The sequence below is a fragment of the Bacteroides sp. NSJ-39 genome, from assembly GCF_014287315.1.
Taxonomy (GTDB): domain Bacteria; phylum Bacteroidota; class Bacteroidia; order Bacteroidales; family Bacteroidaceae; genus Bacteroides; species Bacteroides finegoldii.
This window is the reverse complement of the sequence record NZ_JACOOB010000003.1, coordinates 156635-179017: the sequence shown is the minus strand read 5'-3', so window position 1 is coordinate 179017 and position 22383 is coordinate 156635. Positions and strand designations below refer to the sequence as shown.

The 22383-nt window shown below is 42.1% G+C and carries 21 protein-coding genes and 1 tRNA gene; 8 read left to right on the top strand and 14 right to left on the bottom strand.

Features of this window, described 5'->3' with window-relative positions; genetic code table 11:
- Nucleotides 1–152 precede the first annotated feature (152 nt).
- From H8S63_RS05250 to H8S63_RS05235, 4 genes are read left to right on the top strand one after another with little or no spacing between them, the layout of a single operon-like run.
- Nucleotides 153–521, top strand: a complete 369-nt coding sequence (locus tag H8S63_RS05250; RefSeq protein WP_115502222.1) for a helix-turn-helix domain-containing protein — start codon at nucleotides 153–155, stop codon at nucleotides 519–521.
- 12 nt (nucleotides 522–533) lie between these two features.
- Entirely contained in the window at nucleotides 534–2141 is a 1608-nt protein-coding gene (locus H8S63_RS05245; RefSeq protein ID WP_117979842.1) for a phage/plasmid primase, P4 family, read from the top strand.
- Nucleotides 2142–2154: 13 nt separating this feature from the next.
- Nucleotides 2155–3123: a BT4734/BF3469 family protein gene (locus H8S63_RS05240; protein ID WP_175630415.1), complete on the top strand. Its 969-nt coding sequence runs from the start codon at nucleotides 2155–2157 to the stop codon at nucleotides 3121–3123.
- Nucleotides 3124–3126: 3 nt separating this feature from the next.
- Complete coding sequence (locus tag H8S63_RS05235) at nucleotides 3127–3543, top strand: hypothetical protein (RefSeq protein WP_117573738.1); 417 nt, start codon at nucleotides 3127–3129, stop codon at nucleotides 3541–3543.
- Nucleotides 3544–3898: 355 nt separating this feature from the next.
- Here the strand turns inward: H8S63_RS05235 and H8S63_RS05230 are convergent.
- From H8S63_RS05230 to H8S63_RS05210, 5 genes are all read right to left on the bottom strand, one after another.
- Nucleotides 3899–3972, bottom strand: a tRNA-Ile gene (locus H8S63_RS05230).
- A gap of 91 nt (nucleotides 3973–4063) precedes the next feature.
- Nucleotides 4064–4375 carry a DUF4491 family protein gene (locus H8S63_RS05225; RefSeq protein ID WP_186925943.1) on the bottom strand — a complete coding sequence of 104 codons (312 nt, stop codon included), beginning with the start codon at nucleotides 4373–4375 and terminating at the stop codon, nucleotides 4064–4066.
- 6 nt (nucleotides 4376–4381) lie between these two features.
- Nucleotides 4382–4846 carry an Lrp/AsnC family transcriptional regulator gene (locus tag H8S63_RS05220; RefSeq protein WP_007747677.1) on the bottom strand — a complete coding sequence of 155 codons (465 nt, stop codon included), beginning with the start codon at nucleotides 4844–4846 and terminating at the stop codon, nucleotides 4382–4384.
- Nucleotides 4847–5006: 160 nt separating this feature from the next.
- A complete protein-coding gene (locus tag H8S63_RS05215; RefSeq protein ID WP_007747681.1) occupies nucleotides 5007–5885 on the bottom strand; it encodes an FKBP-type peptidyl-prolyl cis-trans isomerase in 879 nt (292 codons plus the stop codon).
- A 20-nt stretch (nucleotides 5886–5905) separates the two neighbouring features.
- Nucleotides 5906–6490 (bottom strand): FKBP-type peptidyl-prolyl cis-trans isomerase, encoded by a 585-nt coding sequence (locus tag H8S63_RS05210; RefSeq protein WP_055279380.1) that lies wholly within the window; start codon nucleotides 6488–6490, stop codon nucleotides 5906–5908.
- Between the two features lie 227 nt (nucleotides 6491–6717).
- Here H8S63_RS05210 and H8S63_RS05205 point away from each other — a divergent pair, with 227 nt between their 5' ends.
- On the top strand, nucleotides 6718–7416 hold the full coding sequence (locus H8S63_RS05205) for an NAD-dependent deacylase (protein ID WP_022274782.1): 699 nt from the start codon (nucleotides 6718–6720) through the stop codon (nucleotides 7414–7416).
- A 198-nt stretch (nucleotides 7417–7614) separates the two neighbouring features.
- The gene (locus tag H8S63_RS05200; RefSeq protein WP_186925942.1) at nucleotides 7615–8472 is read left to right on the top strand and encodes an SGNH/GDSL hydrolase family protein; all 858 of its coding nucleotides are present in this window, start codon (nucleotides 7615–7617) and stop codon (nucleotides 8470–8472) included.
- Between the two features lies 1 nt (nucleotide 8473).
- Here H8S63_RS05200 and H8S63_RS05195 read toward each other — a convergent pair whose 3' ends face one another.
- From H8S63_RS05195 to H8S63_RS05165, 7 genes are read right to left on the bottom strand one after another with little or no spacing between them, the layout of a single operon-like run.
- A complete protein-coding gene (locus H8S63_RS05195; RefSeq protein ID WP_186925941.1) occupies nucleotides 8474–9223 on the bottom strand; it encodes a glycosyltransferase family 2 protein in 750 nt (249 codons plus the stop codon).
- Complete coding sequence (locus H8S63_RS05190) at nucleotides 9216–10481, bottom strand: glycosyltransferase family 4 protein (protein ID WP_186925940.1); 1266 nt, start codon at nucleotides 10479–10481, stop codon at nucleotides 9216–9218. Before H8S63_RS05190 ends, H8S63_RS05195 begins: the two co-directional genes overlap by 8 nt.
- Before the next feature lie 3 nt (nucleotides 10482–10484).
- Nucleotides 10485–11750: a glycosyltransferase gene (locus H8S63_RS05185; RefSeq protein WP_186925939.1), complete on the bottom strand. Its 1266-nt coding sequence runs from the start codon at nucleotides 11748–11750 to the stop codon at nucleotides 10485–10487.
- A gap of 42 nt (nucleotides 11751–11792) precedes the next feature.
- On the bottom strand, nucleotides 11793–12878 hold the full coding sequence (locus H8S63_RS05180; protein WP_186925938.1) for a glycosyltransferase: 1086 nt from the start codon (nucleotides 12876–12878) through the stop codon (nucleotides 11793–11795).
- A complete protein-coding gene (locus tag H8S63_RS05175) occupies nucleotides 12875–13789 on the bottom strand; it encodes a glycosyltransferase (protein WP_022274788.1) in 915 nt (304 codons plus the stop codon). The genes H8S63_RS05180 and H8S63_RS05175 overlap by 4 nt, the downstream gene beginning before the upstream one ends.
- 4 nt (nucleotides 13790–13793) lie before the next feature.
- A complete protein-coding gene (locus tag H8S63_RS05170) occupies nucleotides 13794–14819 on the bottom strand; it encodes an exopolysaccharide biosynthesis protein (protein WP_186925937.1) in 1026 nt (341 codons plus the stop codon).
- Nucleotides 14820–14831: 12 nt separating this feature from the next.
- Nucleotides 14832–15794: a glycosyltransferase gene (locus tag H8S63_RS05165; protein ID WP_186925936.1), complete on the bottom strand. Its 963-nt coding sequence runs from the start codon at nucleotides 15792–15794 to the stop codon at nucleotides 14832–14834.
- An 88-nt stretch (nucleotides 15795–15882) separates the two neighbouring features.
- Here H8S63_RS05165 and H8S63_RS05160 point away from each other — a divergent pair, with 88 nt between their 5' ends.
- Entirely contained in the window at nucleotides 15883–16713 is an 831-nt protein-coding gene (locus H8S63_RS05160) for a hypothetical protein (RefSeq protein WP_229098924.1), read from the top strand.
- Here the strand turns inward: H8S63_RS05160 and H8S63_RS05155 are convergent.
- Both H8S63_RS05155 and metG read right to left on the bottom strand, forming a co-directional pair.
- Nucleotides 16710–18152 (bottom strand): lipopolysaccharide biosynthesis protein, encoded by a 1443-nt coding sequence (locus H8S63_RS05155; RefSeq protein ID WP_022274792.1) that lies wholly within the window; start codon nucleotides 18150–18152, stop codon nucleotides 16710–16712. The genes H8S63_RS05160 and H8S63_RS05155 overlap by 4 nt on opposite strands.
- A gap of 3 nt (nucleotides 18153–18155) precedes the next feature.
- Nucleotides 18156–20195 carry a methionine--tRNA ligase gene (metG, locus tag H8S63_RS05150; RefSeq protein ID WP_186925934.1) on the bottom strand — a complete coding sequence of 680 codons (2040 nt, stop codon included), beginning with the start codon at nucleotides 20193–20195 and terminating at the stop codon, nucleotides 18156–18158.
- A gap of 120 nt (nucleotides 20196–20315) precedes the next feature.
- On the opposite strand from metG, the gene H8S63_RS05145 reads away from it, so the two are divergent.
- Nucleotides 20316–22376, top strand: a complete 2061-nt coding sequence (locus tag H8S63_RS05145; RefSeq protein WP_186925933.1) for an acetate--CoA ligase family protein — start codon at nucleotides 20316–20318, stop codon at nucleotides 22374–22376.
- Nucleotides 22377–22383: the final 7 nt, after the last annotated feature.

Below are 22383 nucleotides of genomic sequence, written 5' to 3'. Positions count from 1 at the left end.
GAACATGCCAAAATCAATAATTTCTTTTTGGTAATATATGTAACAAACTAATAATTAGTCTGATACAAACGTGCCTGAATGTGCCTGAACGTGCCTTTTTATGCCGCTTTTGGACCTTTGTATTTTTGCACCAGAAACAAAAAACAAAAGGTATGGAACATCAAAAAACAAGTTATGACACGTTGCCGGAACGGATAGATTATCTGATTCAGGAAATATCAGAGATAAAAAACATTCTGATAAACAGAATAGAAAAAAGGGAAGAAATACCAAAGTGGCTGAATAAGGAGCAAGCCTTAAAATATATTCAAAAACAAGGATATAAATTAAGTTCATCGAAACTCTATAAATTATCAGCAACAGATAATATACCTTGTCACAGGTCAGGACGTAATCTGTATTTCTTTGCTGAAGAATTGGATAAATGGTTAAACAACCAAATTGAGGAGGAAGGCAAAACGAGCCAAAATCTTTCAACTCAATCAATACAATTAATTATAAAATCGGCTCAACAAAGATAGGAGATAAATAATATGAATAGTAATAGCAACAATAATAATATTCCAATGATAAATCATCCGTATAAAACAGCAAAAGGCTTGAAACGATATGTAAGAGATATTTTGCAGCAAGTACAACAAGAGGAAACATTGAAGAAAATAATAGATATATCTTCAAAAATAGACTATCCGGTTATTTATCATCTTGATGATGATAAAAAACTTGAAAAACTTGCAGAACTACGTAGGAAAGAAAACAACGGGGGATTGTCAGAAAATGAAACAAGAGAATTAAAGGGGTTAGAGCCGGATGATGAAGTCAAATATATTATATTGATAGAAGAATTAATGAAGAACGCGGATGAGTTTAAATTGGGGCTCGGCATTGAGCCGGACAGTATTCAGCCATATATTTATACGGGCTGTTACTGGAAAAACATAACCCGTCCACTTTTGAAGGAATTTCTTGCCGTAGCGGCAAATAAGGCAGACTTCAATTATTATGATATTAGACTGAGTAGGAATCTTGAGAGATTGTATAATCAGTTTGTCGCTCTTTGCACTCTTGTACCGGACTTGAATGAGAAAAAAGATGAGGTGAAAATTAATCTAAAGAATGGGACATTTGTCATTTCAAAGGACAAACAAGAGTTGAGAGACTTTGACAAGCGGGACTTTTTTAAATATCAATTGCCTTTTGAATACAATTCTAAAGCGACTTGTGATGATTTTAAGGCTTTCTTGAATGAGGTTTTACCTGAAAAAGAATCACAAATGATTCTTGCAGAATATTTGGGATATATTTTTACTCAAAACTTGAAATTAGAAAAGTGTTTGATTTTGAAAGGTGAAGGAAGCAACGGTAAATCCGTCATATTTGAAATAGTGCAAGCACTGCTTGGAGAACACAACACTTGTTCCTATACGATAAGTAATTTATGTAATGAAAATGGATATTTTAGGGCACAATTAGGTAATTATCTGCTTAACTATTCGTCAGAACTCGGAGGAAAGAATATCAATCCTGACTTGTTCAAGAAGCTAATCAGCAATGAGCCTATTGATGCGCGTTCTCCTTATGGACATCCGTTTATTATTCGGAATTATGGAAAGTTTATGTTTAACACTAACAAATTTCCTAATAATATTGAATTTACCCATGCCTACTTGCGAAGATTTATAATCTTGAACTTTGAAGTGATTATTCCGGATGAAAAACAAGATAAACATCTCGCCAAGAAAATAATATCCAAAGAATTAAGCGGTATTTTCAATTGGGTGCTTGAGGGATTGGGAAGGTTGTTGAAGCAACAACAATTTACAGAATCGCCAAAGGCAAAAGAACTTCTTGAGGAAATGAGATTTGAATCTGATAGTGTGGCACAATTCATAGAGGCAAAAAAATACGTGCCTTCTGTATCAGATAATGATAGAGTCTTATTAAAAGATTTTAGAGAAGAATATAATGCGTATTGTTGTATAAAGAAGTTGATACCTGTGAGACGAAAAGAATTTTCAACTCGCATAAAGAGTTTGAAATTTGAGATTGAGAAAGGTGGTGGTGGGAATAATTATATTTTTGTGAAAAGTAATAATATTGCTAAACAATTTGTAGAAAATTCATTGCCTGATGGCCTGTAAAAAAGTAAGAAATATGGAAAATATCATAAAAGTATCAATGTTTGAAAGTGCGCAAAATCGTTATGCAAGCGGAGTAGTGAACTTATGGGACTGGTTGTTCTTAGAGGACTATCGTACTGTTTTAATCAAAGAACTTCGAAATGAATCTGATTTGATGAAACGGCGAGAATTGAAAGAACTTCTTCCTGCAATAACTGTCAGTTGTGTTTGTTCTGAACGACGAACTGAAAAAATTTACGAGTATACGAACTTGATTTGTATTGATATTGACGGAAAAGATAACCCGTCAATATCAAACATAGAAGACCTTAAGATTAAGTTGGGTGAACTACCTTATATTATGTATTGTGGATTGTCTGCAAGCGGAAATGGCTTGTTCTGTATCATTCCTTATGCGGACCCTACTAATCATAAGAATGTCTTTGAAGCCATAAAAAACGATTTTGAAGAAATGGGTATCATTATAGATAAAAGTTGTGGCGATATATGCCGTTTACGCTTCCTTTCGCATGATACGCAACCGTATGTCAATAAACATGCGGAAGTTTATACGTCTAAGCCAAAAACAAAATCAAATGCAGTGGAATATATTTATAAGCCAAAACAGAAATATAAAACGAAACCACCTAAACCCCGAACGCTTCTTATCCCCAATGCGATAGAAACCTTTCTTCGTCCAAATAATTTTGTTTTGGAAAGTGCCACTCCTTTAACAAAGAAACAAAAGGTTGAGCGGCTATTGAATGAAATAACCAGAAATCAAGTGGATATTACTTATTATTACGATGATTGGATTGCCATTGGCAATATCATTAAGAATATGTTTGGTGAGGAAGGTAGGGCTTTATTTCATAAGGTCAGTAGTTTTTATCCCAATTATGATTATGATGAAACTGATAGGGAATATTCCGCTATGATAATTGGACGGTATCGATATAATAGTGACCGCTTATTTGAAATAGCTGCAAAATATGGATTTTAAATAATGGGAAGAAGATACCCTTTTATCTTCAATAACTTTTATATTTTTAAAATAATGGGAAAAAATGAAATTGGTAACAACAGAGCCGACTCAAAAAAATCTGTTGAGAGTAAGAATTGTGATGAGTTAATGACAGTCCCTTGTGTAGATACGGATATTAAGCCCTCTTCAGACGATGAGGGTGACTGCACATCAGAAGTAAAGTTTGTAAGAGTCAGTGATTTGTACTCAAATTATCTGAAGCGTTGGAATCCTTACAAGAGTCCTAAAAGCAGAAGAGAGTATGCGCGTTGTTTGGAACGACAGTATCCTGGTCTTGTTCGACATGGTTGTACAAACAAGGAAACACGTCTTTATTTGAAAGAGTCACCACGCTCTTGTGAAAAGGAACTAAAATCAAATGACATTGATAATATTTGATTGTACTTTGTTGGAAATGAATAGTCGTATATTATCTACACTATTACTTCTTATTTGATTTTATTGCGAAGAAAAGGGATAATTACCGGTGTGTAGCTTATCCCTTTTTTCTTCTCAAAACGTGTGCAATTTGTGTGCAAAGAGCCTCATCCTATACCGAAACCAAGGATAACCTATGCAAAAGGAAGAAACCCAAAGAAAAAGAATATCATTTACCGGTGTGTCACGTTTATCATTGATTATCACCACTTTCCAAAGGTTGTGTGCAAATTGTGTGCAAGGAGTTTCAGTGTGCAAGAAAAAAGCCGTTACAAGTAACCTTGTAACGGCTTGATTTTCTTTGTTTTATGCTTCGTGGACCAGCCTGGGCTTGAACCAGGGACCTCCAGATTATGAGTCTGTTGCTCTAACCAACTGAGCTACAAGTCCGGTGTATCCATTTATTGGATGCGGTCACAAAAGTAGTGCTTTCTGTCGAATTATGCAAATTCTTTTGATAAAAATCTGCTATTCTTTGCCTTCAAAACTTGTATTCGCGTTTCGGATTCTTGGGAAACCAGCCTTTCCGTACCCGTTCTTCCTGTTCAAAGACCTCTTTAATGGTCCAGAAGGAAGAGAAAGCGAATACGCCTAGCAGGGAGGACAGAATTACATTGTCAATGCTCAATGACGTTATGACACCGCCTATACCGAGTATCAGGAATATCCACCAACATTTAGTGCCCCAATAATATTCGGCCTTTACCACAACGGGGTGAAAAAGACCGATAATCAAAAAGGTACAAATTCCGATAAATAGCCCTGCAAGGTGATATTCATTCAGAAACTCCATCGCTTGTTATTTTTCTATGCGAATGGGGATTTCTTTCTTGATGCTCTGTTCCAGAGAAATCAATGTCTCGGTGGCTACTACACCTGGTATCTCTTGCATTTTGTTATTCAGCAAATCCATCAGATGCTCGTTGTCACATGCGTACAATTTGGTCAGCATAGTGTATGGTCCTGTAGTGAAATGACATTCCACAATTTCGGGAATCTTCTGAAGTTCTGCCACAACAGCTTTGTACATAGAGCCTTTTTCTAATTTGATACCGACGTATGTACATGTTCTGTAGCCCAAAGATTTGGGATTAACGTGGTAGCCCGAGCCTACAATGACACCTAAGTCAATCAGTCTTTGCACACGCTGATGGATGGCTGCACGTGACACTCCACATTCGGCTGCTACGTCTTTGAAAGGGATACGGGCATTCTGGGAAATAATTTCTAGTATCTGCCTGTCGAGATTGTCTATTCTTTCCATAATAATAAATTATAATTTCCAGTTGTTATCAAATAGTAAGCAAATATAGAGATTTATTTTAATTATTCTTCTTTTTTGAGAGAAAAAATAGGCAAAAGCAAAAAAAAGAGATGCAAACGCTTTGCACCTCTTTCCTTTTTCTATTTAGAAAGAAACTTTCTTATTTCTTATCTTTTTCAATGCCCACCAGCTCAACTTCGAAAATCAAAGTAGAGAACGGTTTGATTTGGCCGCCTGATTCTCTAGCACCGTATGCCAGTTCCTGAGGGATGTAAAGTTCCCATTTAGAACCGACAGGCATCATAGTCAATGCTTCTGTCCAACCTTTGATTACTTGGTTAGCACGGAAAGTAGCCGGTTCTTTACGTTTGTAAGAGCTGTCAAATTCTGTTCCGTCAATTAAAGTACCTTTGTAGTTAACTTTCACTTTGCAAGTGTCAGCAGGGATTTCACCTTTACCTTCAGTGATCACTTTGTATTGCAGACCGCTCGGAGTTGTTTTCACACCTTCTTTAGTCTTATTGTCGGCAAGGAACTTTTCGTTTTCAGCTTTGTAGTCAGCGTATTTTTCAGCCAAAGCTTTTGCTTTGATTGTTTCCATAGCTGTACGGGTATAAGTCTGAGCTTCTTCCATAGTCATCATGCCGCCTTTTTCCAAAGTACCTGCGATGAAACCTGCCATGAAGTTAGCTTTGCTGATTGTTTTAGTAGAGTCGCCGGCAAATAACTCCTGGTTGATACCTTTCATCATTTGGTTGCTGATCTGTTGACCGATTTGCAAACCTGCCATGTAAGCGATATCTTTCTTGCTGGTTTTGTTTGCACCTTCGTTCAAACCTTTGATGAAATCTGCCATATAAGCAGTATCAACATCCAAACGACCTGTCAGGTAGCCTTTCAAACCTTGAGTCTGAGCCATACCGATAGAATAAGACAGGGAGTCGAGTTCTGTTGACAGATTTGCTTTAGGAGACTGAGCTGTGCAAGAAGCAAGGCTTGCAGCAGCGGCGATTGCCATAAAAATACTAACTTTTTTCATTTTGCTTTGAATTTTTTTATTTATAATACTTCGAGTAATTCTACTTCAAATACGAGTGTGCTGTGGGGAGGAATCATTTCTCCGGCACCTCTTGCGCCATAACCCAGTTCAGACGGAATATACAGTTTCCATTTAGAACCTTCCGGCATCAGTTGCAGTGCTTCAACCCATCCCGGGATTACCTGGTTCACGCCGAATACTGCGGGCTCACCACGCTGAACAGAACTGTCGAACAGTGTTCCGTCAATCAAAGTACCTTCGTAATGGCATTTTACCTGATCGGTAGCCTGAGGCTTTTTGCCTGTACCTTCTTTTATTATTTCGTATTGCAATCCGCTGGGCAGAGTTACTACACCTGCTCTTTTTTTGTTTTCCTCAAGGAATGCTTTCCCCTGTTCGATAGCGGCGGCGCCCATTTTAGCTTCCAGTTCTTCGAAATACTTGTTTACTATTTCGCGGGCTTCCTGATGGCTGATAGCCGTCTGGTTGCCTTCCAATACATCTTTGATAGCTTGTGCGAAGTCGTCTACCGAAAGGTTGGCGATTCCCATACTTGATAAGTTTTGGCCGATTCCGAGACCAATAGAGTAACTGAATTTATCCATATAATGTTTTTTGTTGGCGATTGAAGCGTATTTCATAGTTTTAGCCTTCAATCAATTGCAAATTTATGAATCGCAAAAGTACGTGTTTTATTTGAATGATTTAGCATTTGGTATTTAAAAATTCTTATATCTGTGAAAGTTAGCCGTTTTTTTACAAAAGAATTAGTTCTTTTATTCGATGATTCTGATTACATTTGTGTGGCTATTAAAAAAAAGGAGGAATAGTAATGAAGAATCTGGTAGTTTTGACGGGTGCGGGTATGAGTGCCGAGAGTGGGATTAGTACATTTCGCGATGCAGGCGGTTTGTGGGACAAATATCCTGTGGAGCAGGTGGCTACTCCTGAAGGTTATCAGCGTGATCCGGCTTTAGTGATTAATTTCTATAATGAGCGCCGGAAACAGTTGTTGGAGGTAAAGCCGAACCGTGGACATGAATTGTTGGCGGAACTGGAGAAAAACTTTCATGTAACGGTGGTGACACAGAATATCGATAACTTGCATGAACGTGCCGGGAGCAGCCGTATCGTTCATCTGCATGGCGAACTGACGAAAGTGTGTTCCAGTAGAGATCCTCATAATCCTCATTACATAAAAGAGCTGAAACCGGAAGAATATGAAGTGAAGATGGGAGACAAGGCCGGCGACGGCACTCAATTGCGACCTTTTATCGTATGGTTCGGAGAAGCTGTGCCGGAAATTGAGACAGCCATCCAATATGTGGAAAAAGCGGATATTTTCGTTATTATCGGTACGTCGCTTAATGTATATCCTGCAGCGGGGTTGCTTCATTATGTACCGAGAGAAGCAGAGGTGTATCTGATTGATCCGAAACCGGTAGATACGCATACTTCCCGTTCGATACATGTGATTCAGAAGGGAGCTTCTGAAGGAGTGGCTGAATTGAAGCAGTTGTTGGGAGTTTGAGAGGTTTTCTCTTCCCGGTTTTATTCCAGTTCGGTGGCAAAAGTCTCCATGTTTTCTGCAAAGTAAAGGATAATCAATCTTTTTATGTATCCGGTTGCATGGATGAGATTGATCGCTCAAATTGATTGAAACTACATTTTTTTTGAGTTATTTTTGTCGAATATTAAATACAAATCTCTCATTTAACGTATGATACCGATGAAAAGCAAATTATTACTCACATGTATCCTCCTGTTTTTCTGTTCCTCTTTTCTGTGCGGACAGAATCAATCTTCTAAAGTGGCAAACTCTGTTGAAACGAATAATGGATGCATCCGGCACCCGTGGCAAGGAAAAAGAGTGGGATATTTGGGAGACTCTATTACAGATCCCAACTGTCATGGCGACAAGATAAAGAAATACTGGGATTTTCTGCAAGAATGGTTGGGAATTACTCCTTATGTATATGGTATCAGTGGCAGGCAATGGAATGATGTGCCCCGGCAAGCCGAGCAACTGAAGAAAGAACACGGTGAAGAAGTAGATGCTATCGTGATTTTGATGGGTACGAATGATTTTAATGCCGGTGTACCTATTGGAGAATGGTTTACGGAAACAGAAGAACAAGTGATGGCAGCCCGTGGACAAACCCAAAAGCTGGAAACCCGTAAGAAACGTACTCCTATAATGGATGGAAGCACGTATAAGGGACGTATCAACATAGGAATCAATAGACTGAAACAACTCTTCCCAGACAAGCAGATTGTGTTGCTGACCCCGTTGCACCGTTCACTGGCCAATTTTGGAGAAACGAATGTGCAACCGGATGAAAACTACCAGAACAGTTGTGGCGAATATGTGGATGCCTACGTGCAGGCTGTCAAAGAAGCCGGCAATGTGTGGGGAGTTCCCGTGATTGATTTTAATGCGGTAACCGGATTGAATCCGATGGTGGAAGAACAACTGATTTATTTCTATGATGCGGGATATGACCGTTTGCATCCCAGCACGAAAGGACAGATACGCATGGCACGAACGCTGATGTATCAGTTGTTTGCGTTGCCTGTTATGTTTTAGGTTACCGATGGATAACTGCACGAATCACAAACCATGCATGATGTATCGTGGTACTGATCCATCCATAATGCTCTGCCATAATGCGGAATCTCTCTTTGAGGGATGCTTTCCGGTTCCGGGTGGTCATGCCCTCGTCCAAATAGTCAATGATTGTCAGGTGAGTGTTGTGAAGGGTATGCGCTTTCTTCATGATGCGGATGCACCAGTCGAAGTCAGCGGAGAAGCGGTACTGCAAATCATACGGCTCTACCAACGTGTGGCGGGGGAAGAATGCCTGATGGCAGACCAACATCCCTTGTTTAAAGCTTTTCCACGTTAAAGTTTCCGGAGCGGATAGCCTGCGCATACGTAGGAAATGACCGTTCTTGTCTACGATGGCTGTTTCTCCATAAAGTACATCGGGAAGTTCGTTGCCGATGATGGTATGTATCATTTGCTGTAATGTATTATCTTCGTGGAAGCAGTCGCCTGCGTTCAGAAAGCAAAGGTAATCACCGGTGGCAAGAGAGATTCCTTTATTCATGGCGTCATATAATCCTTTGTCCGGCTCGCTGACGACAGTGTGTATCCGCGAACGGTACCGGTCGATGATGGATAAGGTCTTATCTTCAGATCCCCCGTCTACGATAATATATTCGACGTGATGATAGGTTTGTGAGATGACACTTAGAATGGTGTCCTCCAATACCTTCTCAGCGTTGTATGTTACCGTGATGATTGAGAATTTCGGAGTGGGATGGACGCTATGCATATTTTCCTGTTATTTTGTTATAGATATCCGTATATCTTTTGGCAACGATACTCTCCGAATAGTTGCCCAATACCTTGCGGCGGGCTTGTTCTGAGAGTTCGCTGTATTCCGGTTCTGTCAATATCCAGTGAATGCCGTTGGCAAAATCTTCCGAAGACTTGTATTGTGCCACGTAGCCATTGTGCAGATGGTCTATCATTTCGGGAATGCCGCCTACATTGAACCCTACGCACGGCACTCCGCATGCCATCGCTTCCATAATCATGTTGGGCAGATTCTCTTCCAGTGACGGGATGGCGAAAATATCTACTGAGTTGTATATATTCACTAATTCATGCTCATTCTTGATGTAAGGAAGTGAGTGTACACGAAAGGGAAGCAGAGCCTGTAACTGTTGGGATTGGTTGCCGAATGCAACTACCTCCAATGAATCTTTCCATTCCGAATGCTTTTCTGCCAGCATTTTGCAGGACTCAATTAAATATTTGACTCCTTTCCGCTTATCGGTAATCTTTACCGAACCGAACAGAATTAGTTTTTTGTTTTGCGGCAACATACATTTCGTACGTGCCTCCTCCTTCTTTTGTGGTTTGAAGAGATTCGTGTTAATGGCGTTCGGAATATTGACAATCTCTTTTCCTGCAAGCAATGCACTACTTTGTGCTTGTTCTTTCAGCCAATGACTGCAAGTGACGAAATGAATCGGGGCATGAGCATAAAGTTCTTGTTTGTTGCGGAAAGTGCGATATGACAGATCCTTCCGGCCTCCTTCCTTATATATATAGGGGCAGTGATGGCATTCCTTCTGGTATTTGGTACATTCCCGTGCATAGTGGCAGATACCGGTACAAGGCCACATATCATGCATTGTCCATACTACAGGCTTGCCGGATGACAATATCTTTCGGATATCTTTCAATGAGAGCATTCCCTGATTGACCCAGTGAAGGTGGATGACATCCGCCTGACGGAACTCCGGAAGTGACGTAATGTCCGTGCCGGTATTTGCTATATCTACATCAAACATATGATTCCGGTGAAAACGGTTGGCACTCCAGATGACAAGACGTTCCCACATGAATTTCCATACTTGCAACCAGCTTCTGTTCAACCCGACAACACTAATCTGGTCGGTCTGTTTGTCACGTACCAACATTTTAGCTTTGATACCGTTGTTTTTCAGCGATTCCATCAGACGGCTTGCCGCAACGGCCGGACCGCCCATCTTCTCAGAAGTATTAATAATCAGTATTCTCATTTTCTAAAGTTTGCTTGCCAACAGGCTTGTATACAGATTGATATATTGTCCGGCTACCACCTTGCCCGAATATTTAGTCATTACTTCGTTTCTCATTGCTTCCGGTGACACCCGTTCTTTCCCTTCGGTAAGTCCCCATTTTATTCCGTCGGCCAGACTTTCCGCCGACTGATAGTCAGCCAAGTATCCATTCTCCTTATGGCGGATGATGTCTGCTTGTCCGCTGTTGCCGAACGAAACAGGCAGGCAACCGCAAGACTGGGCTTCAATCAGTGTTTGTCCGAAGGTTTCGTAGAGCGAGGCGGACACTGCGACATCGGCTGCCGAATAGATTTGAGAAAGCTCCTCCGCTTGGCTTACCCAGCCCATGTAGGTATGACTGACCGGAATAGACGGGAGCACCTGCAGGGGGTATTTGATTCTTCCGAATAGTAGGAGGTGCAACTCTTTACTCCGAAAGTCTTTTCGTCGGATTAAAAGGCGAATGGCCTCCATCAACGTTGGGAATCCTTTTATCGGATCATCAATACGGGCAGCCCCGAACACGATAATCCGTTTGTCAGGAAGAGATAATGCTTGTCGGCATTCTACTTTATTAAGTATCCGGAAGTTGCTCAGTGAAAGCGTATTCGGTATCACTGTGACCGGCTTTCCTTTGAGTAGTGTGCTTTGGCGTACTTGTGAGGCGAGCCAATTACTTACTGTAACGATATTTATTCTTGCCGGAGAGAGTATGCTCTGTTTTTTCCTGAAGACGCGGTGAGACAAGTCGTTGTTCCCGGGAAAACGGAGAAAGTGGCAGTTTCCGCATTCGTTTTTGAATGATTCGCAAGAGTAGGAATAATGGCAGATGGAGGTACATTCCCACATGTCATGCATCGTCCAAACAACAGGTTTGCCGGAGGTGATGATTTGTTGAATATTGTGCAAGGACAGCATGCCCTGATTGATCCAATGCAAGTGAATGATATCTGCCTCTTTGAAAACCGGAAGCCGGGTGACATCGAACCCCGTATTGGCAATGGATACCCTAAAAAGATTCTTCCGGCTGAAAAGATTATTTGCCCAAATAATGAGACGTTCCCAGATAAACGTGAACTTTCTTTGCCAAGACTTACCGACGGTATGTACTTTATCGGAGTGGCTCGTTTTGTGCAGTACCAACATCCCGGTGTCTATTCCGGCACCGTTGAGCGATTCCATCAGACGGTTTGCTGCGATAGCCGCACCGCCTATTCGTTCTGAAGTATTGATGATTAGTACTCTCATGCGCATAAAAGTTTATGCAAATGTACGCTTTTCGTTGCAAATCTATGGTTGCTTGCGATAAGTTTTTACCGTAGTAGTTAAGATTTGCGATAATTCGCGGCTGTAATGTTCTAAATTATATTCCCGTTCTGCCAGTTTCCGACCGTTGGCTCCCATTTGCTGTGCTTCTTCAGGATGGGTGTAGAGGTAACGGATGGCTTGTTTCCATCCTTCTGTATCATTATAGTCTACATAGATACCTGTTCCTTCTTTTTCAATGTCCATTTGAAATTTAGGATTACGTGAGCAAATCACCGGGAGTCCTAATGCAAAAGCTTCTACCAGTGTGGTGAGTCCCACGGTGTAGGGGTTGTCAAGGCAGCAGATGACTACTACTTTTGAATGTGCTACTTCTGTGGCGAGCTTGTGTGGGATGATACCGCTCGTGAAATGTATCCGTATGTTGGTATATGGTATATATTTTTTTAGTAAAAGCTCATAGTTCTTGTCTCCGGCGGCAGGTGTGGTAAACACATCAAGGGGAAGCCCTGTTTCGGCAAATGCTTTTAGCAAGGTGGTGAAGTCACGATTCTCTTTCCCAGTAGTGATAAACGTCTTTTCCGGTTCTTCTTCGTTTGCGGCTGGAAGGTGCTGTCTCAGATAGTCATAGAAATCAAGGTCGGCTCCCCAATGTATAAGGTGCAACTGACCGGCGTTGACTTTGCCTGATTTTAAAGAGTCCTCAATTAACGTCTGACTGAAAAAGAACATTTGATCGATACCTCTATAATAAAAGCGGGAAACCAAATTCTTCAGTTTGTTGGAGTTTCGGACTACGGCTTGATGGTGCCAGATAGCAATGGGTTTGCGGTACAATCCGAACGCACGTAAGAAGATAATAAGCTCTAGTCCGTAAAAGGAGGTACCATACAAAAGGTCGTACGGTTCTTTGCAACGTATGATTTCAAAGAAATTGTAGAGTGAGAACCGTATACGGGATGCGAAATGACGGTAATGGTGGAGTATCGGGTGAATACCGTGTTTACTGAAATGAGTGAGCCCATATAATATATGTCCGGGGTGTAAATGGTTCTTCCATTCGTCCAATGCTTCTTGTATGGGGCGTGTGTGATAATAGTACATTTTCATGCGCCGAAGTCTCCTTTCAAGGTACGTTTAATTCGTCGAATCGCTTTGGCCATAAAGCAATTTGTGCGGTGGTAATAGCGTGCGAATGCTTCTCTGGCTTTTTCATTTTCTTCTATTGGCGACCATTTTTCTATTGGGAGCGGTTTCATCCATAAGGTGGAACTGTATAAACCTCCACCACCGCAGTTGGTGCCGCTTCCATCGAAACCGATGTTCTGAATAAGTGAACGTCCGGTGTTTAACGAGAGGATATCTGCTAAAAACAGGCTGGCATTCCAGCGGATGGCCCATGAATTGTTTTTTCCCTCGATTTGGCGCCTCAGCATTCGTGTGAAAGGATAATTCCCGTTGAGGTCAAATCTCCGTGTGAGGTTACGTTCTTCCAATTGGCGGAGCAGCTCTTTCCCGTCGGGATTGAAATATTTCCATGCTCTGTCCCAAGTAGCCCACCCCCAACTTCCGGTAAACTTGATAAGAAATGTATCGGGCAGGGAAGGGTCGTTGGTGAAATCACAAGCTTGTATGTGACCGACGCGTGGCTCGTCTTTGTAAGTCTCAAGTGCATCGTTCATAAATTGTAGGAAGTAAGGTGCTGTAATCAAGTCGTCTTCCATTACGATAACCCGCCCGAAGCGGTTGACTTGTGTGGTAACTCCGTCAATGATATTACGCGCAAGTCCCCAGTTCTTTTCCCGTTCGATGAGGGTGATGCTCTTAAATCCTGTTATCTTATGGATATAGTTGCGGACTTCAGCTACAGCTGCCTCGTCTGTGTCCTTGCGGGCTGCATCGGAATAGATGTAGAGCTCACTTTCGGCAGCGAGTGTGTTGTTTTGAAGTGTCTCCATCGTTTGTTTTAAATGTTCCGGACGATTGTACACGAACAGCAATATGGGAGCGTATTTTGTCATTATGTTATTTGGTTTTTGTTACTAGTTCAATAATTTTGCTGCCGAAGTACTGCCAAGCGTTTTCATCGAGAAATTGCCTATATCCAACTAGTGAGGCTTTTTCTTTTTTATAGTCTGAGAGGATGACGGCAATATCATCCAGACTTTTAAATGTGTGGACGTTTAATAGACTGTTGTGGCTGTAATCGATGAATGATCCGGTGGCTGGTCCTATTACCTTTGCCCCGAAAGAAAGGGAATCCATTAATACTCCCGAACTTAATACAGAATCGGGACAGTAAGGAATGAGTACAAAACGGGAGCAGGCTACGTAATTACTTAGCTTTTCAAACGATGGACTTTCAGGGATGATTTTGACATAATCAGGTGCTTTGTCCTGCAATTCTTTCAACAAAGAGGCGGAGGCACATCGTCCGATAATGCAGACATTGGGGTGTTGCTCCGGATGGTTACGTAGGTATGAAAGATATTCATGTATACCTTTATAGCGTGAGATAGTACCCCATATCAGCAAATCATAAAGAATATTATTCTCGGCAGGTAACTGTCGGGGAAGTCGATTGATGGTAGGATGGTGCAGAAAATGAACTTTTCCGCTGGCTTGCGGATATCTCTGCCGGATGATTTCCAGCCCTTCGGTAGCGTGTGTAAGTATTAAATCCGCTTTCCGGACGATGAAACGCATGAGGAATTTTTTCATGCCTGTATACCCGTCATTGTGTGGTTTTTTGTTGTGCAGTACCCATACGATTTTCTTCTTTGCCAATTTGAGTACTGTTACGAAACAGATTGCCGTGACAGCTTGTAAAAGTCCGTATTTGAAATCAGGAATACTTTCAAACCAATTGAAGATAATCACGTCTCCCCATCGTTTGGGAGGCAATATGCTAAGAAGTGGGTTTCGGTGTGGAGGATTGATAACAGTACTTTCTCCTTCACGGTTCAAGGAAGCGATGAAATTCTCTATATAGGGATTGTTTTTTTCGTTAGGGTTTTGCCTTAAACGCGGAAATACAGTAAATGTTATCATATTCCTAAGTCATTAATGGATGGCAAATTTACTACAATCTCGGATAAAATACAAGGGAGTGAAAAAAGACTTGATGCATGATTGCAAAAAACGTGTATGGGGATAAAGTTGTTTATGCTGAATGCAACAGACGCAACAGGCTTTCAGAATTCCAACAATACTGCCTGTCTTCATATACCGAATTGTTCGGATGGTATATTTCTGCCTGAATGGATAGTTGCTGACAGCTTGAAAATATCTTTTTGTAACATTGCGCTGTGAGTGGTTGCTTAGGCTTTTCAGAGCAGTTTGTAGTCCTTCCCATGCATTGTATTTTTGTTCCGTATGGTAGGAAGTGGCTTGAGGATGTCTACGCCAATAGACCAGTCCTTCGTCAATGAACTCTATTGGTCCGGAGACAACGGCAGCCAACATTAGCAAGGAGTCATAGGAGATGTTATTCTCTTGTTTCACAGCTTGCTGGAAAATGGGTAGGATATTGCGGTGGAAGAGACATTCGTGTCCCGGGACATATGGTTTCATTAATAGATAAAGCTCGTTGTAAAGTACATTAGATTTGTTTTTTTTCCCCATGGTCTGTTGAATATCCGTGGTGAATAGGTAAGAGTTATGAAAAAGTAGAGAATGATTTGTTGCGTGGTTCATCAGAATCTCTATCTTATCCGGTCGCCAGATATCATCTTGGTCGGAAGAGGCGATATATTCACCTTCAGCTTTGGCGAAGGCGGATGAAAAATTGTAATTGAATCCTAGTGGTGTCTCGTTAATATAGAGTTTGACACGTGGGTCTCTTTTTTGATATGCTTCAATAATTGTTACTGTACGATCGGTAGAACAATCGTCTTGTATGATCAATTCATGGATGGGATAGGTCTGGCACAATATAGAATCTATTTGCTGTTCAAGATATTTATCTCCGTTATAGGTACACATAACGACTGAAATGGAAACCGGTGAGCTCGGATTAATATTCATATTTTTGAATTTGTGTAAATACTGTCTGCAAAAATAGCCAAAGAATAATAAACTTGTTTACTTTTGTGTTGGAAATGAATATATGATTATGGAAAAGATTATATTAGTGCCGGTGGGAGGATTAGCTAATCGTATGCGCGCTGTAGCTTCTGCCGTTACCTTGACATATAGAGTAAGGAGAAAGTTGGAAGTACTATGGTTCCGTGATTGGGGACTGAATGCTCCCTTTTTCAAAGTGTTTGAGGAACCGGAGTTGATGAATATATCCTTTTCGGAGACTTCTTGCAAACATTTGCTTATGTATGACCGTCCTCGCAGGCGTAATTTTTATCTTCCGAAACTTTTTCAGAAATTGTTGTTTGAGGATTGTCTGTATGAAAGGGACGTACGTGCTCTTTGTTATAAGGAGTCGGAGCTGGAAGAGTGGGCATCTCAAAGTGGACGGTTGTATATTGCTACTTGTGACCAGTTTGCGAATTACAGTACAAATTTACTTCGTTCTTTGTTTCACCCTGTCGCTTCCGTTTGTGAGGAAGTCGAACGCCGTTTTTGTCACTTTTCCAAGCATACGGTAGGTGTACATATTCGTCGTGCAGATCATACGGTAGCCATCCGTCAAAGTCCATTGGATTTGTTTTTTACACAGTTGGACAAAGAAAGTGATATGTATGATGATTTGTGTATCTATCTGGCAACTGATTCGGAAGAGGTGAAACAGCAGTTACGCAATCGTTATGGTAGCAGGGTGCATACGGCTGAGACGGTTTCTGATCGTGGCTCGATTTCCGGAATTAAGGATGCTGTAGCCGATATGTATACACTGTCACGCACTCAAAAGATTTATGGATCTTCAGGCAGTTCTTTTTCGGAACTGGCTGCCCAATTAGGAGATATTCCCCTGCAAATACTTCGTGTTTAGATTTTCTTTCTTATAAATTCAATGCACTCACGGAATATCACGGATTGTAATTTCCATAAAATCAGAGCGTACAAAGATACTACCAGCACTATTTTTATTAGTAAGGATAAATATAGATTCCGGATTCCGAGAGTGATATAATAAGCGGAGGCAGTCAATGTGGCTGCTAATAAGAAATAAGGAGCGATATCCTTGAGTACACAGGATAGAGTCAAAGGTATTTCTCTTTTGACGAAGAAATACCAGACAAAAAGCCATAAGATATTGATGGTAATGAACAGATAAATCATCATTGTGATACCATAAGGATAGCTGAGACATGCTGTGATAAGTTGCAAAATGCTGAGTGTGATATTGCAGAACATAAACACGGAAGAACGTCCCCGGCTGACCAACAGGTTTGAGAACAGGTTATTAATAGGGATAAACGCACCCCAGATACAGAGCAACTGCATCATTTGGGCGGAAACGAGCCATTTGTCAGTAATGGTAATCACGATGAACTCTTTGGATACAATGCTGAGGCCGAACATGGCAGGGAAAGAGATAAATGCGGTGAAGCGCAGCATTTTACGGAATACGGCTACCTGACGCTGGGTGTCTTCCGTTATGCTTGCTAATACGGGCTGGGCTACTCCGTTAATCATTCCTGTGATTAAGGAATGTCCCATGTTATTCCATTTGTTTGCTTGGCTGAAATCTCCTACTGCCTGCTTGGTATAGAATTTCCCTAATAGTACGGAGAACAGATTGTTGTTGATAGTCATGAATATGTTGGTAATTAACATTTTACTACTAAAACCGAACATCTCTTTTATAGGAGAAAAGTCGAAATGGAAGCTAGGCATCCATTTGGCGAAGTACCAATTGAGTATAACGACAACTGCTACGTATACAAGTGATTGTATGGCTATGCCCCAATAGGCAAATCCATTTACGGCAAGGACTATTGCTGTAATACCGGATAATGTAAGTGAGGAAAGGGAAATAATCGTATTTTCTTTCACTTTGAGGTTGCGGAAAAGGATGGCGCGTGGAGCGATCCCTAAACTAGCGATAAAAAAACTTAGGAAAGTCAGTCGGGAAAGGGGGACTAATTCCGGCGTACGGTAAAACTCGGCAATCAGTGGAGCCGACAGGTAGAGCAATATATATAAGATGGCGCTACAAGAAACACTAAACCAAAATACGGCATTGTAATCTTTGTCCGAAGCATTTTTACGGTTGACCAAAGCGGAGATGAAACCGCTTTCCTGTAGGATGTTGGCTATCGTTGAAAAGATGGTCAGCATACCGATCATGCCATAATCGGAGCGTGACAACAAACGAGCCAGAACAATTCCGAAAAGAAGCCCCAGCAACTGCTGTAAGCTGTTGCTGAGTCCTCCCCAAAATAATCCTTTGGCTGTCTTTTGTCTCAGTGATTGCTCTTCACCCATTTTTTATTTTACTTCGCTGCCCGGCTTTACCTCCCGTCCCGGCATAATAACAGCCAAACTGCCATCATTATTTTCGGCGCTCAGAATCATTCCTTCGCTGACGATACCTTTCAGTTTGCGCGGGGCAAGATTGGCGATGAAGCAAACCTGTTTGCCTACCAGTTCTTCCGGTTGATAGTGTTTGGCAATGCCCGATACGATAGTACGTGTTTCCAGTCCGTCGTCGATTTTGAATTGCAACAACTTATCTGCCTTTGGTACTTTCTGGCATTCGAGGATAGTACCTACACGGATATCCAATTTCGTGAAATCATCGAATTCGATGTTCGGACGAATCGGATTGGCTTTGTAGTTTGCTTCTTCGTTTGCTTTTTTAATATCAAGCAACTTCTGTACTTGTGCTTCGATAGTAGCGTCTTCGATCTTTTCAAACAGCAGTTCCGGCTTATTCAACTGATGGCCTATGGACAGCAGATTGTCATTTCCTAGTTCAGCCCATTCGAATGTGTCCATATTCAGCATCTTACGGAGTTTCTCCGAACTGAACGGCAGGAACGGATCAAAAGCGATGGCGAGGTTGGCAACCAACTGTAGGGAAATGTTTAAGATAGTGCCTACACGCTCCATATCTGTTTTGGCCAATTTCCACGGTTCGGTGTCGGCCAGATATTTGTTACCGATACGTGCCAGATTCATGGCTTCTTTCTGTGCATCGCGGAATTTGAAAATGTCGAGCAGTTTTTCCACTTCTGCTTTTACGTCTGCGAATTCTTTCAGAGTTTCCTTGTCATAGTCAGTCAATTCGCCCTGTGCAGGTACTTTTCCGTCAAAGTACTTTTGGGTAAGTACCATAGCGCGATTCACAAAGTTGCCATATACAGCGACCAGTTCGTTATTGTTGCGTGCCTGGAAGTCTTTCCAGGTGAAGTCATTGTCTTTTGTTTCCGGTGCATTGGCGGTCAGTACATAGCGGAGTACGTCTTGCTTTCCGGGAAAATCGGCCAGGTATTCGTGCAGCCATACAGCCCAATTGCGGGAAGTGGAAATTTTATCTCCTTCCAGGTTTAGGAATTCGTTGCTCGGCACGTTGTCCGGCAGAATGTAACTGCCTTCAGCTTTCAGCATTGCAGGGAATACGATGCAATGGAATACGATGTTGTCCTTGCCGATGAAGTGAATCAAACGGGTTTCAGGATCCTTCCACCATGTTTCCCAACTATCGGGAAGCAGTTCTTTGGTATTGGAAATGTATCCGATAGGCGCGTCAAACCATACGTACAAAACTTTTCCTTCTGCTCCTTCTACGGGAACGGGGATTCCCCAATCGAGGTCGCGGCTTACGGCACGTGGCTGCAAGCCCATGTCGAGCCAGCTTTTGCATTGACCGTATACGTTGGGACGCCATTCTTTATGATCTTCCAGAATCCATTTGCGCAGCCATGCCTCATGTTTGTCGAGGGGAAGATACCAATGCTTGGTTTCTTTCATTACCGGCTTGCTCCCGCTGATGGCGCTTTTCGGATTAATGAGATCTGTCGGAGAGAGTGAAGTACCGCATTTCTCACATTGGTCACCGTATGCTCCTTCCGAGTGGCAGTGAGGACATTCTCCGGTGATATAACGGTCGGCGAGGAATGTTTTAGCTTCTTCATCGTAGTATTGCTCAGACGTTTTTTCGATAAATTCTCCTTTGTCGTACAATGTTTTGAAGAAGTCCGAAGCTAGTTGGTGATGGGTCGGTGAACTGGTGCGGCTATACACATCGAATGAGATTCCGAATTCCTCAAATGACTTTTTAATTAAGGAATGGTAACGGTCTACTACATCCTGCGGGGTGATTCCTTCCTTTTTGGCACGGATCGTGATAGGCACTCCGTGTTCGTCCGAACCGCCGATGAATAATACATCTTCTTTTTTCAGGCGCAGATAGCGTACATAAATATCTGCGGGTACGTATACACCGGCCAGATGACCGATGTGGACAGGTCCGTTCGCATAGGGCAATGCCGATGTGACGGTGGTTCTTTTGAATTTCTTTTCCATTGTATCGTGTGATTTTATTGTTTTCAGCTTTGTAATGTGCAAAGATAGTGACTTTTCTTTCTTTTTTCTCGTAAAAAAGAATATATTTGTATTCAAGTTAAACGAAAATTAGAGTATGATATGATAACAACCCAGTTGCTGCGCCCTGAGAGCATTGTTGTAGTAGGGGCTTCAAATAATGTACATAAGCCGGGTGGCGCAATATTAAAGAACCTGATAAACGGGGGGTATCAGGGAGAACTTCGGGCTGTGAACCCAAAAGAGAAAGAAGTGCAGGGAGTTCCTGCCTTTGCGGATGTGCAGGACGTGCCTGATACGGACCTTGCGGTATTGGCAGTTCCTGCTTCAATGTGTCCTGGCATTGTAGAAACATTGGCTGGTCGGAAGCATACCCGGGCTTTTATCATACTTTCTGCCGGCTTTGGTGAGGAGACTCATGAGGGGGCATTGTTGGAAGAACGTATTCTGGAAACTGTAAACAAATATGGCGCGTCGTTGATAGGACCTAACTGCATCGGATTGATGAATACTTGGCACCATAGTGTGTTCAGTCAACCAATTCCAAATTTAAGTCCGAAAGGAGTGGATCTTATCTCCAGTTCGGGTGCTACAGCCGTATTCATTTTGGAAAGCGCGGTGACTAAGGGATTGCAGTTCAACTCTGTATGGTCGGTAGGAAACGCCAAACAGATTGGGGTGGAGGATGTATTACAGTTTATGGATGAGAACTTCGATTCTGAAAAAGATTCACGAATCAAATTGCTCTATATTGAAAGTATCCAAAATCCGGACCGATTATTATTCCATGCTTCTTCATTGATAAGAAAAGGGTGTAAGATTGCAGCGATTAAGGCGGGAAGCTCGGAAAGTGGAAGCCGTGCGGCTTCTTCGCATACGGGAGCTATTGCCAGCTCGGATTCTGCTGTTGAGGCTTTGTTTCGTAAAGCGGGAATTGTACGTTGTTTCTCACGTGAGGAGCTGACTACTGTCGGTTGTGTGTTTACCTTGCCCGAACTGAAGGGAAAGAATTTTGCGATTATCACTCATGCCGGAGGCCCCGGAGTAATGCTGACGGATGCGTTGAGCAAGGGGGGGCTGAATGTGCCGAAGTTAGAAGGTAACCTGGCAGAAGAACTGAAAGCGCAACTCTTTCCGGGAGCTGCTGTCGGTAATCCGATTGATATTCTTGCTACGGGAACTCCGGAACATCTGCGTCTTTGTATTGACTATTGTGAAGAGAAATTTGAGAATATAGATGCTGTGATGGCCATTTTTGGAACTCCGGGACTAGTCACTATGTTCGAGATGTACGATGTGCTTCATGAGAAAATGCAGGTTTGCAGTAAGCCGATTTTCCCGATACTTCCTTCCATCAATACAGCCGGAGCGGAAGTGGCAGCGTTCCTTGCTAAAGGTCACGTGAACTTTTCGGATGAGGTCACATTAGGGACTGCTCTTTCCCGCATTGTGAATGCTCCTAAACCGGCAGTTCCTGAAATAGAACTGTTCGGAGTGGATGTTCCGAGAATTCGGCGGATCATTGATTCTATTCCGGATGACGGATATATCGCGCCTCATCATGTACAGGCTTTGCTTCATGCAGCCGGTATTCCGCTTGTAGATGAATTTGTGTCGGATAATAAGGAAGAAGTGGTGGCTTTTGCCCGTCGTTGCGGATTTCCAGTGGTGGCAAAAGTCGTTGGACCTGTGCATAAATCGGATGTTGGCGGGGTCGTGTTGAATATCAAGAGTGAGCAACATTTGTCTTTGGAGTTTGACCGTATGATGCAAATTGCCGATGCGAAAGCAATCATGGTACAGCCAATGCTACGAGGTACGGAACTTTTCATTGGTGCGAAGTATGAGGAGAAGTTCGGGCATGTGGTCTTGTGCGGCTTGGGAGGTATCTTTGTGGAAGTGCTGAAAGATGTCTCTTCCGGATTGGCTCCGCTTTCTTATGAAGAGGCTTATTCAATGATTCATTCGCTGAGGGCTTATAAAATCATACAGGGGACACGTGGACAAAAGGGGGTGAATGAAGATAAATTTGCTGAAATTATAGTCCGTCTTTCTACCTTGCTCCGCTTTGCGACAGAGATTAAAGAAATGGATATAAACCCGCTTCTGGCTACAGAAAAGGCGGTTGTGGCAGTTGACGCACGTATCAGAATAGAGAAATAAGACTATT

Excerpts from the sequence above, each read along its gene's own strand:
- H8S63_RS05160 (WP_229098924.1), top strand. The coding sequence starts at position 15,883 with ATGGAAAAGATTATATTAGTGCCGGTGGGAGGATTAGCTAATCGTATG.
- H8S63_RS05170 (WP_186925937.1), bottom strand. The coding sequence starts at position 14,819 with ATGATAACATTTACTGTATTTCCGCGTTTAAGGCAAAACCCTAACGAA.
- H8S63_RS05195 (WP_186925941.1), bottom strand. The coding sequence starts at position 9,223 with ATGCATAGCGTCCATCCCACTCCGAAATTCTCAATCATCACGGTAACA.
- H8S63_RS05145 (WP_186925933.1), top strand. The coding sequence starts at position 20,316 with ATGATAACAACCCAGTTGCTGCGCCCTGAGAGCATTGTTGTAGTAGGG.
- H8S63_RS05205 (WP_022274782.1), top strand. The coding sequence starts at position 6,718 with ATGAAGAATCTGGTAGTTTTGACGGGTGCGGGTATGAGTGCCGAGAGT.
- H8S63_RS05240 (WP_175630415.1), top strand. The coding sequence starts at position 2,155 with ATGGAAAATATCATAAAAGTATCAATGTTTGAAAGTGCGCAAAATCGT.
- H8S63_RS05210 (WP_055279380.1), bottom strand. The coding sequence starts at position 6,490 with ATGGATAAATTCAGTTACTCTATTGGTCTCGGAATCGGCCAAAACTTA.
- H8S63_RS05250 (WP_115502222.1), top strand. The coding sequence starts at position 153 with ATGGAACATCAAAAAACAAGTTATGACACGTTGCCGGAACGGATAGAT.
- H8S63_RS05155 (WP_022274792.1), bottom strand. The coding sequence starts at position 18,152 with ATGGGTGAAGAGCAATCACTGAGACAAAAGACAGCCAAAGGATTATTT.
- H8S63_RS05235 (WP_117573738.1), top strand. The coding sequence starts at position 3,127 with ATGGGAAGAAGATACCCTTTTATCTTCAATAACTTTTATATTTTTAAA.
- metG (WP_186925934.1), bottom strand. The coding sequence starts at position 20,195 with ATGGAAAAGAAATTCAAAAGAACCACCGTCACATCGGCATTGCCCTAT.
- H8S63_RS05165 (WP_186925936.1), bottom strand. The coding sequence starts at position 15,794 with ATGAATATTAATCCGAGCTCACCGGTTTCCATTTCAGTCGTTATGTGT.
- H8S63_RS05225 (WP_186925943.1), bottom strand. The coding sequence starts at position 4,375 with ATGGAGTTTCTGAATGAATATCACCTTGCAGGGCTATTTATCGGAATT.
- H8S63_RS05245 (WP_117979842.1), top strand. The coding sequence starts at position 534 with ATGAATAGTAATAGCAACAATAATAATATTCCAATGATAAATCATCCG.
- H8S63_RS05180 (WP_186925938.1), bottom strand. The coding sequence starts at position 12,878 with ATGAAAATGTACTATTATCACACACGCCCCATACAAGAAGCATTGGAC.
- H8S63_RS05190 (WP_186925940.1), bottom strand. The coding sequence starts at position 10,481 with ATGAGAATACTGATTATTAATACTTCTGAGAAGATGGGCGGTCCGGCC.
- H8S63_RS05185 (WP_186925939.1), bottom strand. The coding sequence starts at position 11,750 with ATGAGAGTACTAATCATCAATACTTCAGAACGAATAGGCGGTGCGGCT.
- H8S63_RS05200 (WP_186925942.1), top strand. The coding sequence starts at position 7,615 with ATGAAAAGCAAATTATTACTCACATGTATCCTCCTGTTTTTCTGTTCC.
- H8S63_RS05215 (WP_007747681.1), bottom strand. The coding sequence starts at position 5,885 with ATGAAAAAAGTTAGTATTTTTATGGCAATCGCCGCTGCTGCAAGCCTT.
- H8S63_RS05175 (WP_022274788.1), bottom strand. The coding sequence starts at position 13,789 with ATGACAAAATACGCTCCCATATTGCTGTTCGTGTACAATCGTCCGGAA.
- H8S63_RS05220 (WP_007747677.1), bottom strand. The coding sequence starts at position 4,846 with ATGGAAAGAATAGACAATCTCGACAGGCAGATACTAGAAATTATTTCC.